The following is an 11722-nucleotide window of genomic DNA, read 5'->3' on the forward strand; positions in this document are numbered from 1 at the left end:
TGACCGGCCGTTTGATGCCGAATAGGGGACAGGCGGAAGCAGATTATTTCAAATGCGTGACCCAAACAGTTCCCGCGTTGCAACTTCGCAGGATGTGCCGGGAAGGAACCCGGCCGGCGCGCCAGCCGTTCAGAAAGTCAGCTGTTTCCGCAATAGGAGTGTCGCATGATCCGCCTCGCCATCATTTCTCTCGTGATTGCTGCCGTTCTCGCCATTTTGGGCTTCGGCGGCGCCGCCGGCACCTTTGTCGGCATTGCCAAATTCCTGTTCGTGCTGGCGATCGCGCTGTTCGTGATCTTTCTCGTCCTCGGACTGCTGGCTGGAAAGGGAATCAAGAACGCGATAGACTGACGCATCATGATCGAAATCGGCGCTGGAGTGGATGAAACCGGACGTTTGATACGGGACGAGGCCGGGTTCCTGCTCCAGCGAGACCAGGGTGGAACGTTTCGGCTGATATTGTTGCGCGTGCCCGTTGACCATGTCGAAAAACGGGTGCGGGTGCAGGGCTATTATGCCGGGAACGGCATTGTCGAAGTGGAAGGTGTGGCCGCCGCCTGACTTGCCGTCAGTTGGCGGCCCATGATGTTCAGGGCCGGAAAATTCAGGAGTTTGACGAGTCGCGCGTGTCGTGAGGCGTCATGACGTCATGCGCGCGCACGAAACGGGCGCACGCGCCCACACCCCGATTATTTTCAAGCGGAAGCGCGGTTTCGCAATAGGCGCATTCCGCCATCAGGCGGCCGACCATCCACTGGCTGCGGCCGCAGCTGGGGCAATGATTGGCTTCCCCCGGATGATAATGAATGATGTAACCCCTTAAGGCCGGGTCAAAAGATTTGCCGGTAGCGAGGCTAGACATAGGGCGCATCGTCTCTTCCTCCTCAGACATATTTTATCGGCATCGGCGCGAACGAAGGCATGCTGTTCGCGCCAGTGGTGATGCAACGACGACAGTCAGAGCGAGCGACCCGTTTTCATCTCTGTGTAGCCCGCTCCTTGAACCAGAACGCGGCTGCCATCCAATGTATCCCGGCGCTGATGATCGCGTCTACAAGAAAGATTCCCCAGATGTCCCATTTTCGCGCCTTCGCATTTGACTTGAGGCGCGCAAACGCTATGGCGGCGCGCATCGGGACATACCCGCTTCGGCCATGGGTTGGGGCGCATCCCGCCACCTTGCCGTCCGGTATCTTTCGCCGTCCGGCGAGCTTCTGGTGGAACTGCGTCATCCTGCCTTCGCATGGTCGGGGCTATGCGAGGAGACGCACGACTCATGACCGCCATTGGACAGGACACACTCGGCACGCGCGACCTTTTGAAGGTCGGCGGCAAGGACATTGCCTATTATTCGCTGAAGAAGGCCGCCGCAAAGCTCGGCGACGTCAGCCGTCTGCCCTTCTCGATGAAGGTGCTGCTGGAAAACCTGCTCCGCTTTGAAGATGGCGTCACCGTCACCACCGACGACATCAAGGCGATCGTCGACTGGCAGAATGACAAGGGCAAGGCCGAGCGCGAGATCCAGTATCGCCCAGCCCGCGTGCTGATGCAGGATTTCACCGGCGTTCCCTGCGTCGTCGACCTGGCCGCCATGCGCGACGCGATGACGGCGCTGGGCGCCGACGCCAGCAAGATCAATCCGCAGGTTCCCGTCCACCTCGTCATCGACCACTCGGTCATGGTCGACGAATTCGGCACCCCCAAGGCGTTCGAGCAGAATGTCGAGATCGAATATCAGCGCAACATGGAGCGCTACGACTTCCTGAAGTGGGGCAGCAAGAGCCTTGCCAACTTCTACGCCGTGCCGCCGGGCACCGGCATCTGCCATCAGGTGAACCTGGAAAATATCGCGCAGGCCGTCTGGTCGAGCGAAGGGCCTGACGGCGTCACCGTCGCCTATCCCGATACCTGCGTCGGCACCGACAGCCACACCACCATGATCAACGGCCTGGGCGTGCTCGGCTGGGGCGTGGGCGGCATCGAAGCCGAAGCCGCTATGCTGGGTCAGCCCGTCTCCATGCTCATCCCCGAAGTCGTCGGCTTCAAGCTGACCGGCGAGCTGAAGGAAGGCGTCACCGCCACCGACCTGGTGCTGACCGCGACGCAGATGCTGCGCGCCAAGGGCGTGGTTGGCCGTTTCGTCGAATATTTCGGCCCCGGTCTCGCTTCGCTGTCGCTCGCTGACCGCGCGACGCTCGCCAACATGGCGCCGGAATATGGTGCGACCTGCGGCTTCTTCGGCATCGACGACAAGACGCTGGATTACATGCGTCTGACCGGCCGCACCGACGAGAATATCGCGCTGGTCGAAGCCTATGCCAAGGAGCAGGGCTTCTGGATCGACCCGTCGGTCGATCCGGTCTTCACCGACACGCTGGAGCTGGACCTCGCCACCGTCGTTCCCAGCCTCGCTGGCCCGAAGCGCCCGCAGGACCGCGTTGCGCTGCCGGAAGTCGATGACGTGTTCAACGCCGACATGGCGAACGTCTACAAGAAGGCGCAGCAGCGCGTTGCGGTCGAGGGCAAGGATTTCGACATTGGCGACGGCGACGTCACCATCGCCGCGATCACCAGCTGCACCAACACGTCGAACCCCGGCGTTCTGGTTGCCGCCGGCCTCGTCGCCAAGAAGGCGAACGAACTGGGCCTGAAGCCCAAGCCCTGGGTCAAGACCTCGCTCGCGCCGGGTTCGCAGGTCGTCACCGATTACCTCGAAAAGGCTGGTCTCCAGTCGCATCTGGATGCTGTCGGCTTCAACCTCGTCGGCTATGGCTGCACGACCTGCATCGGCAACTCCGGCCCGCTGGCCGAGCCGATCAGCAAGGCGATCAACGAAAACGGCCTGGTCGCCGCCGCCGTGATCTCCGGCAACCGCAACTTCGAAGGCCGCGTGTCGCCCGACGTCCGCGCCAACTTCCTCGCCAGCCCGCCGCTGGTGGTTGCCTATGCCCTGAAGGGCACGGTGATCGAGGACTTCATCACCACCCCGATCGGTCAGGGCAAGGATGGTCAGGACGTCTATCTGAAGGACATCTGGCCGACCAATGACGAGGTCGCCTCGACCATGGCCGGTTGCATGGATCGCCAGATGTTCCAGGCCCGCTACGCCAATGTCTACAAGGGTGATGCGCACTGGCAGGCGATCGAGGTCACCGGTTCGGACACCTACAGCTGGCGCGCCGGTTCGACCTATGTTGCCAACCCGCCCTATTTCGAGGGGCTGACCATGACCCCGAAGCCGGTCACGGACATCATCGAAGCCAAGCCGCTCGCGATCTTCGGCGACTCGATTACCACCGACCACATCTCGCCGGCTGGTTCGATCAAGGCGACTTCGCCCGCGGGCAAGTGGCTGAGCGAGCATCAGGTGGCTCAGGCCGACTTCAACAGCTACGGCGCGCGCCGCGGCCATCACGAAGTCATGATGCGCGGCACCTTCGCCAATATCCGCATCAAGAACCTGATGCTGGACGGAGTCGAAGGCGGCATGACCCGCTATGAAGGCGAAGTCATGCCGATCTACGACGCGGCGATGAAGCACAAGGCGGACGGCACCTCGCTGGTCGTCATCGGCGGCAAGGAATATGGCACCGGCTCGTCGCGCGACTGGGCGGCGAAGGGCACCAACCTGCTCGGCGTGCGTGCCGTGATCGTTGAGAGCTTCGAGCGTATCCACCGCTCGAACCTGGTCGGCATGGGTGTGCTGCCGCTCCAGTTCAAGGACGGCCAGAACAAGGACACGCTGGGCCTGACGGGCGACGAAACCTTCACCATCCAGAATGTCTCGGGCCTCAAGCCCCGTCAGGACGTAGACGTGATCGTGAAGCGCGCCGATGGTTCGACCTTCACCTTCGCCGCGCTTTGCCGCATCGATACCGTCAACGAACTGGATTACTTCCTGAACGGCGGCATTCTGCAATATGTGCTGCGCAAGCTGGCCGCTTGATCAGCTGACATGCTGAGCTAGGGAAAAGGGGCTTCCGCCGCAGCGGGAGCCTCTTTTTTCATTCCGGGTTTCATGGCGTCCGCAAAGCCAAATGGCTTTGGTCGGTTGCCGACAGGGCGCCATGCCTGTCCCGCTGCGATCGGGTTGCGCTTTCAGCGCAGCAGGTTTTGCACCCCTCCCGTTTTGTGAAGGAGCTGGGAGAGGTATGGTCTGGAGGGGAAGGTCCGTTCTCGACCTCAGCTTCACTTGGGACTTTGATCTTCGCGAGCTGCACCATCATCGTTGCGTAGGGGGATGGATTGCCGATCCTGGTCGAAATCGCCGGATGGATGGGCGCGCTTTTGGTGCTGGGCGCTTATCTGCTTGTGTCGAGCGGGCATGTTTCGGGCAAATCGGCGCTGTTCCAATGGATGAACGCCCTGGGATCGGCGCTGTTCATCCTCAACACCTGGTGGCACGGAGCCATCCCGTCGATGGTGCTCAACATCATCTGGTTGTGCATCGGCGCGGTGGCGCTCCTCCGCATCGCCCGGCCGGGCCGATAGGAGGAATATCGCCGCCTCAAGAAAGGCTGGGGTAGCGGCGGCCCTCTGTCTTGGCTAGCAACGCGATAGAGATGAAAAAAGCGCTGATCGTCCGACATGTGCCGCGCGAAGGAGCGGCGGGGTATCTCCAGCCGATCGAGGCCGCAGGCTTCGAGATCGAGCGGATCGACGTCGCCAGTCCGGACTTTCTGGACGCCGACCTTTGCACGCCCGACCTGCTGATCATGATGGGCGGGCCGATGGGTGTCTATGAACAGGATATCCACCCCTGGATTCCCCACCAGATCGAAAAGCTCGCCGCCCGGCTGGAGCAGGACCTGCCGACGCTCGGCGTGTGTCTGGGCAGTCAGATGATCGCGGCTGCGCTTGGCGCGCGGGTTTATCCCGGTGGGGTCATGGAATTGGGTTTCGCGCCGGTCACGCTGAACGGGGCAGGGGCGGACTCGCCCCTTCGTCATCTGGACGGCGTGCCGGTACTGCACTGGCATAGCGATACTTTTGAACTGCCTGCCGGAGTCGACCTGCTGGCGTCGACGCAGGCCTATGCCCATCAGGCCTTCCGTCGCGGCCGCAATTTGCTGGCGCTGCAATTTCACGCCGAAATGGGGGAAGATCCGCGTTTCGAGGACTGGCTCACCCATTTCTGGGCCGATCTCGACATTGCAAAGCAATGCGGCATCGCCTTGCGGCAGGACCATGCCGACCACGGCCCCGACGCCGTCGCGGCGGGGCGCGCCATGATTGGAGAGTGGCTGGCCGGTCTGGACGCCTGACGCCTGACGCCTTCTGCCGTCGCTGGAATGGCGGCGGCAGCGCGCAAACGGCGTCAGAACTCGATTTCCAGCTCCTCGACTTCGTCCTTTTCCTTGCGCGCCGCATCGATCCACTCGCGCATCAGGCTCCAGTCGTTGCTCCAGTTGCAATAGGCGGCCGACTTCGCCGACAGCGGCACCGCATAGGTGAGAAAGCGCTGCGCCACCGGCGCGAACATGGCGTCGGCCACCGTCGGCTTCTCCCCAAACAGCCACGGGCCGCCATAGGCGTCCAGACATTCGGTCCAGATTTCCTCGATGCGCTCGATATCGGGTTTCGCGCCGGAAAAGACCGGGAATTTCTCATGTCTGACCTTCAGGTTCATCGGCAGGGCGGAGCGCAGATTGATGAAGCCCGAATGGATTTCCCCCGAAACCGATCGACAGTGGGCACGCGTGATGCGGTCTTCGGGATAAAGTCCAATATGCGGGTAGAGTTCGTTCAGATATTCCGCGATGGCCAGTGTGTCCCACACGCTCGCCCCTTCATGGGTCAGCCGGGGAACCAGAACGGATGGCGACAGCAGCAGCAACTCCGCCCTGTTTTCAGGATCGTCCAGAGCGATCATCTTCTCGCTCACCTGCAATCCGGCCATGCGGCAAAGCAGCCACCCGCGCAGAGACCAGGAGGAATAAGTCTTACTGGAAATGGTCAGTTCCGCGACAGCCATGGCATATCCTCCCGCTTCGCCTTACTTTCCCATCAATCATGATGCAGTGCAATATGAAACCTGTATAAACGAACATATGCCACCGAATCGGCACCAAATATCCTTGGGGCGCGTTTGAACGAGATGATGATGTTGTACAGCGGTTATCAGGTCTGGAACGACATGCTGGCCCCGGCGCGGCTTGGGGCCCAGATCGCCTTGTCTTTCAAGGATAAAATCGGGCCGATGGCCGATTGGGCCATGCCCCGTCGGATGTTTGCGCTGATGGATGTATTCCAGGGAGCCAAGCTGACGCACCAGCGCCCTGCCTACGCGATTCGACAGGTGGAGAGCGGCAATGCCCTCGTTCCGGTGCGCGAAGAGGTGGCCATGGATCTGCCTTTCGGCAATCTGCTCCACTTCGCCAAGGATGATGTCGAAACCGCCCAGCCCAAGGTACTGGTAGTGGCCCCCATGTCCGGCCATTTCGCAACCTTGCTGCGCAGCACGGTGAACACCATGCTGCGCGACCATGACGTGTATATCACCGACTGGAAAAACGCCCGGGACGTGCCGCTCAGCGCCGGGCGCTTCGGTTTCGACGATTATGTCGACTATATCATGACCTTCCTGAAGGAATTGGGGCCGGGATCGCATCTGGTTTCGGTCTGTCAGCCGTGCGTGCCTGCCATGGCGGCGGTCGCGCTCATGTCGGAAGACAAGGATCCGGCCACGCCCCGCTCGATGACGCTGATGGGCGGCCCGATCGATCCGCGCGCAGCGCCGACCGTCGTGAACGAACTGGCCAATGAACAGTCGCTGGAATGGTTCGAAAAGAACCTCATCAGCATGGTGCCGATGCGCTATGCGGGGCGTGGCCGCCGCGTCTATCCCGGCTTTCTTCAGCTTTCCGCCTTCATGTCGATGAATCTGGAGCGCCATGGCGCGGCCCATCGCGAACTTTACCAGATGCTGGCCGACGGCAAGGAGGTGGAGGCCGACCGGATCAAGAATTTCTACGAGGAATATTTCGCGGTCCTCGACATGACCGAGGAATTTTACATCGAGACCGTCGACAAGGTGTTTCAGCGCACCCTGCTGGCGAAGGGCGAACTCACCTATCGGGGGCGGAAGGTCAATCCGGGAGCGATCCGCCACACGGCGCTGCTGACGGTGGAAGGCGAAAAGGACGATGTTTGCGCGGTAGGCCAGACCGCCGCCGCCCACACATTGTGCACCGGCCTGCGTCCGCATCTCAAGCGTCATCATCTTCAGCCGGGCGTCGGCCATTATGGCGTCTTTTCCGGCAGCAAATGGGAAAAGCAGGTCTATCCGCAGGTGCGGAACATGATCCTTGCCATGAACTGATCGCTCACGCTTCCGGCCGGGTCCATATCCATGTGCCGCCGACCAGCGCGGCGGCAACCGGGATCAGGCACCAGGGCAGGGGAGAGAAAGCGAGCGCCAGCACGACGCTGAAGGCAAAGGCCGCCAGCGCCGCTTTCTTGCCCTTCCGGCTGACCGCGCCTTTTTCCCGCCAGTTGCGGATATGCTGTCCGAAATGGCGATGCTCCAGCAATCGCGCCTCCAGCGCCGGACTCGAACGGGCGAAGCAGAAGGCAGCCAATATCATGAAGGGCACCGTGGGCAGCAGCGGAAGGAACGCCCCGATTGCCCCCAAGGCAAGCGACAGAAAGCCGCAGCCAAGATAAAAGCCGCGCTTCATCAGGCGGCGGGCAGTCGCAGCCGCACCAGCAACCCGCCGAGATCCTCGCTCTCATCGAGCCTGACGGACCCGCCGTAGATTTCCGCGACATCCCGCACGATGGCCAGGCCCAGACCCGTTCCCGGCTTGCCCGAATCAAGCCGTACGCCGCGATCGAAGATACGCGTGCGTTCCGCCGGGGGGATGCCCAGACCGTCGTCCTCGACCAGTATCTCGATCATCCCGCCGATGCGCCCTACGGTGGCAAAGACACTGCCGCCGCCATATTTGGCTGCATTTTCGACCAGATTGCCGAGCATTTCATCAAGGTCCTGCCGTTCGACGCGGACGGCGGCTTCCTTATCCCCGTCCATGTCGATCCGGACGTCCGGATAGAGCCGCTGCACCGCACGTTCGACCGCATCCAGGCTGGCCCACACCTCTGCCCGGCTCTGCGCCGCCCCACGGCGCCCGACGGCACGGGCGCGGGCGAGATGATGGTCGACCTGCCTCCGCATCGTGGTCGCTTCCCGGATCACCGTGTCGCCCAGATCGGGCGCCTGCGCGGTCGCAGCGTTCATGATGACGGTCAGCGGCGTCTTGAGCGCATGGGCGAGGTTGCCCGCATGGGTCCGCGCTTCTTCCGCCTGCCGCTCATTATGGGCGAGCAGCGCGTTCAGTTCCTCAACCATCGGCAGGACCTCGGCCGGCATGGGTTCGGTCACGCGATTCTTCTCCCCCGCCCTCATCCGCACGATCTCATGCCGCACCTTGCGCAAGGGCCGGAGACCATAGAGCGTCTGAAGCGTCGCCAGCACGATCAGTCCCAGCGCCAGCAGGGCGAAGCTCTCGAACAGGGTGGAGCGCAATGTCTTGATCTGCCCGTCCAAGCCTTCGCGGGCCTGCGCGATCATGAACATCCAGCGGGTATTGGAGCCGGGCAGAATGATGCTGCGTTCCATGATGCGCAGATCCTCGCCCGGAAACTGCTTGCTGTCATAGATGTGCGGCGCGTCGTCATGATGGTCGGGATTGGTCTTCAGCGCCCGGTCCCAGAGCGAGCGGGAGCGCCAATCCTCATGCCCCTTGCCGCTGATCTGGTAGTAAATGCCGCTGTTTGGTTCCAGAAAGCGCTGGTCGGCCGGTTCGCGGTTGAACAGCACTTCGCCATCCGGTCCGATCTCCGCCGAAGCAATCATCGCGGTCAGGACATAATTCATCCCGTCGTCGAAATTGCGCGTGATCGCGTCCGACAGCACCCGGTCGAGGGCCAGCCCGCCGCCCAGCAGCAACAGGCTGATCCACAGCGCAGCAATACCGATCATGCGGCGGCTCAGGGAACCGGTCGAGCGGACCTGCGAAGAGGATTGGGGATCGGTCATCGGGGCGGTCAGCGCCTCCATTTCCGTCCAGGACGGACGGAAAGCGGAAGTTTACCGCCCTGGTTCGTCAAGGCTGTAGCCGAGTCCGCGAATCGTCGTGATCACGTCCGCGCCCAGCTTCTTGCGGATTCGCGTCACGAACACTTCGATCGTGTTGGAATCGCGGTCGAAATCCTGATCGTAGATATGCTCGATCAGCTCGGTGCGGCTTACCACCTTGCCCTTGTGATGAAGCAGGTAGGAGAGCAGCTTATATTCCTGCGCCGTCAGTTTGACCGGCTCGCCCTTCAGCGTGACCTTGCCCGACCGGGTGTCCAGCCGCACGTCGCCCGCCGTCAGTTCGCTCGACGCATTACCCGAGGCACGCCGGATGAGCGCCCGCAGCCGTGCGATAAGCTCCTCGCTCTGGAACGGCTTGGCCAGATAATCGTCGGCACCCGCGTCGAGCCCCGCCACCTTGTCGGACCAGCTGTCGCGGGCCGTCAGCACCAGCACCGGGAAGCTGCGGCCTTCCTTGCGCCAACGGTCCAACACGGTCAGCCCGTCGATAGTGGGCAAGCCGAGGTCCAGCACCACCGCGTCATAGCTTTCGGTCGTGCCCAGAAAATGCCCGTCCTCGCCATCGGTCGCCAGGTCCACGGCATAGCCCGCGCCTTCCAGCGTATTGCGGAGCTGTTGCCCGAGGCTCGGTTCATCTTCGACGATCAGCAGACGCATATGGCCCCGTTTCTTGATTGTTGCTCTTGTGGCGCGTTCAGCGCGCCCAGCCGATTATATCGCCCGTGCGACCGTCCGCATCAACCCATACCACCTTGCCGTCCTTCACATATTTCAGGCGATAGCGATTGGAGGAGGGGTTGAATTCGCTGCCCAGATAGGTGGCGCCGCCCATGGCGGCATCCACCCGCCGCTTGATGAGAGAGAAGGGCATGACCTGCCCGTCCAGCATGGCCCGGCGCGCTGCATCCTGCTCCTCTCGCTGGCCGGCGGCATGCACCACCGGATAAGCGCCGGGAATCAGAAGAGAAAAGACTGCAATGGTCGGGAGACCCAGGATCAGCTTTCTGCGCATCATCATCATGAGACATGGCATAGCCCGGCACCATTGAACAGGTGGTGAATGGTGCCGGACATTGGACGAAGCGACCCTTGGGGCTATTTCTCCAGCGCATATTGGACGGTCAGCGTCACGGAAGAACCGACCTGGCCCGGCTCGACCGGCGTCGCGGGCGCGGAATCAGCCTTGAATTGCGCCCTGACCATCATCGGCATGGGCGGCTGGCCGCCGCTGTTGCTTTCGGAAAGCGAAACGAGCCGCGCCGCGCGATAGCCCGCCGCTTGCGCGTAAAAGTCGGCCTGAGCCTTGGCGCTCTTGAGCGCGGCGGTGCGCGCCTGCATCAACATCGGGCGCGGATCGTCGATCGAAAAGGTCGGTCCGTTCACATTGGTCGCGCCCGCCTCGACCATGGTATCGAGCAGGGATCCCACCTTCCTGACATCCCGCAGCTTCACCGATAGCTGGTTCGAGGCTTCATAGCCGATGAAGCGCGGCCCGGCAGGCTGGCCGTCGCGATTGCTGTAATCATATTGCGCCGACAGGTTGATGCCGCTGGTCTGGATGTCCTTTTTCGCGATTCCCGCCTTCACCAGCGTCGCGATCAGCCTGTCCATCTGCACCGCATTGTCGCGCATGGCCTGCGCGGCGGTCTGGGCGCGGGTCTGGACGCCGGTGCCGACCGTGGCGATGTCGGGCGCGGCTTCGACGGTTTCCGTAACGTTCAGCGTGATGATGGGCGCCGTTTCAGCAATGGTGACGCTGGTCTGGGCCAGGGCGGCGGTAGGAAGGGCGGCGCCGAGAGCCAGCAGGGCGAGCGTTGATTTCACGGGGTTTTCTCCTCAAAAAGCGATGCAGGTCTTTTGTGACGTTTGCGATGAATGGACGCTGACACGCGTTGAAAGCCGTCAGACAGCTTCCGGTTCCCCCTCGCGCTCCGGCATCCCGTAAAGCAGTTTTGTTTTCTGCATTTTCTGATCCGTCAGGTGGTTCCACCTGGCCTGAAAATGCTCTAGCTGCACGCCCATGGCGGCTCCCATTCTCTCCTTCGAAAATCTCGGCCTTTCGCAAGGCACCCATTGGCTGTTCCGCAACCTCGACATCTTCGTCGGGGAGCGGGACCGTCTGGCGCTGATCGGCCGCAACGGGGCAGGCAAGACGACGCTGCTGAAGCTCATCGCCGGACAGATCGAGCCGGATGAAGGCAATCGTTCGGTTCGCCCCGGCGCACGGGTCATCATGCTGGAGCAGGACCCGGACGTCAGCAGCTTTGCGACGCTGCGCGACTTCGCGCTTGCGGGCCAGTTCGCGCCGCCCGCGCATGAGGTGGAGGCGATCGCCAGCCAGCTCGGCACCGACCTCAATCGCGAAGCGGTCACTGCCTCCGGGGGCGAGCGCCGCCGGGCGGCCATTGCCCGGGCTTTGGCAAGCGAACCCGATCTGCTGCTGCTCGACGAGCCGACCAATCATCTCGACATCGACGCGATCGACTGGCTGGAGGGCTGGCTCAGCCGCTATAATGGCGCTTTCATCGTCATCAGCCACGACCGCGCTTTCCTGACGCGGCTGACGCGCCAGACCCTGTGGCTCGACCGGGGCGGCATCCGTCGCAATGAAATCGGCTTCGG

The 11722-nt window shown here is 62.4% G+C and carries 15 protein-coding genes; 7 read left to right on the forward strand and 8 right to left on the reverse strand.

The window, feature by feature from the left end:
* Positions 1 to 165 precede the first annotated feature (165 nt).
* Both ACFC3J_RS19845 and ACFC3J_RS19850 read left to right on the forward strand, forming a co-directional pair.
* Entirely contained in the window at positions 166 to 351 is a 186-nt protein-coding gene (locus ACFC3J_RS19845) for a DUF1328 domain-containing protein (RefSeq protein WP_375197767.1), read from the forward strand.
* A 6-nt stretch (positions 352 to 357) separates the two neighbouring features.
* Positions 358 to 561 (forward strand): DUF5818 domain-containing protein, encoded by a 204-nt coding sequence (locus ACFC3J_RS19850; protein WP_375197768.1) that lies wholly within the window; start codon positions 358 to 360, stop codon positions 559 to 561.
* Between the two features lie 43 nt (positions 562 to 604).
* Here ACFC3J_RS19850 and ACFC3J_RS19855 read toward each other — a convergent pair whose 3' ends face one another.
* Complete coding sequence (locus ACFC3J_RS19855) at positions 605 to 871, reverse strand: hypothetical protein (RefSeq protein ID WP_375197769.1); 267 nt, start codon at positions 869 to 871, stop codon at positions 605 to 607.
* A 405-nt stretch (positions 872 to 1276) separates the two neighbouring features.
* Here ACFC3J_RS19855 and acnA point away from each other — a divergent pair, with 405 nt between their 5' ends.
* The 3 genes from acnA (at position 1277) to ACFC3J_RS19870 (ending at position 5264) form a co-directional block, all read left to right on the forward strand.
* Positions 1277 to 3946: an aconitate hydratase AcnA gene (acnA, locus tag ACFC3J_RS19860; RefSeq protein WP_375197770.1), complete on the forward strand. Its 2670-nt coding sequence runs from the start codon at positions 1277 to 1279 to the stop codon at positions 3944 to 3946.
* A 329-nt stretch (positions 3947 to 4275) separates the two neighbouring features.
* Positions 4276 to 4491, forward strand: a complete 216-nt coding sequence (locus ACFC3J_RS19865; protein WP_375197771.1) for a hypothetical protein — start codon at positions 4276 to 4278, stop codon at positions 4489 to 4491.
* A 71-nt stretch (positions 4492 to 4562) separates the two neighbouring features.
* Positions 4563 to 5264, forward strand: a complete 702-nt coding sequence (locus tag ACFC3J_RS19870; RefSeq protein ID WP_375197772.1) for a glutamine amidotransferase — start codon at positions 4563 to 4565, stop codon at positions 5262 to 5264.
* A 53-nt stretch (positions 5265 to 5317) separates the two neighbouring features.
* Here the strand turns inward: ACFC3J_RS19870 and ACFC3J_RS19875 are convergent, their stop codons facing one another.
* Complete coding sequence (locus ACFC3J_RS19875; protein ID WP_375197773.1) at positions 5318 to 5974, reverse strand: glutathione S-transferase; 657 nt, start codon at positions 5972 to 5974, stop codon at positions 5318 to 5320.
* A gap of 123 nt (positions 5975 to 6097) precedes the next feature.
* On the opposite strand from ACFC3J_RS19875, the gene ACFC3J_RS19880 reads away from it, so the two are divergent.
* The gene (locus tag ACFC3J_RS19880; protein WP_375197774.1) at positions 6098 to 7321 is read left to right on the forward strand and encodes a polyhydroxyalkanoate depolymerase; all 1224 of its coding nucleotides are present in this window, start codon (positions 6098 to 6100) and stop codon (positions 7319 to 7321) included.
* 4 nt (positions 7322 to 7325) lie between these two features.
* Here ACFC3J_RS19880 and ACFC3J_RS19885 read toward each other — a convergent pair whose 3' ends face one another.
* From ACFC3J_RS19885 to ACFC3J_RS19910, 6 genes are all read right to left on the reverse strand, one after another.
* On the reverse strand, positions 7326 to 7679 hold the full coding sequence (locus tag ACFC3J_RS19885; RefSeq protein WP_375197775.1) for a YbaN family protein: 354 nt from the start codon (positions 7677 to 7679) through the stop codon (positions 7326 to 7328).
* Positions 7679 to 8983 carry a sensor histidine kinase gene (locus ACFC3J_RS19890; RefSeq protein WP_375197781.1) on the reverse strand — a complete coding sequence of 435 codons (1305 nt, stop codon included), beginning with the start codon at positions 8981 to 8983 and terminating at the stop codon, positions 7679 to 7681. The genes ACFC3J_RS19885 and ACFC3J_RS19890 overlap by 1 nt, the downstream gene beginning before the upstream one ends.
* 108 nt (positions 8984 to 9091) lie before the next feature.
* Complete coding sequence (locus ACFC3J_RS19895; protein WP_375197776.1) at positions 9092 to 9757, reverse strand: response regulator transcription factor; 666 nt, start codon at positions 9755 to 9757, stop codon at positions 9092 to 9094.
* A gap of 37 nt (positions 9758 to 9794) precedes the next feature.
* A complete protein-coding gene (locus ACFC3J_RS19900; protein WP_375197777.1) occupies positions 9795 to 10121 on the reverse strand; it encodes a hypothetical protein in 327 nt (108 codons plus the stop codon).
* Positions 10122 to 10195: 74 nt separating this feature from the next.
* Positions 10196 to 10924, reverse strand: a complete 729-nt coding sequence (locus ACFC3J_RS19905) for an SIMPL domain-containing protein (protein ID WP_375197778.1) — start codon at positions 10922 to 10924, stop codon at positions 10196 to 10198.
* 78 nt (positions 10925 to 11002) lie between these two features.
* On the reverse strand, positions 11003 to 11134 hold the full coding sequence (locus tag ACFC3J_RS19910; RefSeq protein ID WP_375197779.1) for a hypothetical protein: 132 nt from the start codon (positions 11132 to 11134) through the stop codon (positions 11003 to 11005).
* Here ACFC3J_RS19910 and ACFC3J_RS19915 point away from each other — a divergent pair.
* The coding region (locus ACFC3J_RS19915; RefSeq protein ID WP_375197780.1) for an ATP-binding cassette domain-containing protein at positions 11121 to 11722 on the forward strand (602 nt) is incomplete at its 3' end. The genes ACFC3J_RS19910 and ACFC3J_RS19915 overlap by 14 nt on opposite strands.

The organism is Sphingobium sp. (assembly GCF_041987595.1).
GTDB lineage: Bacteria > Pseudomonadota > Alphaproteobacteria > Sphingomonadales > Sphingomonadaceae > Sphingobium.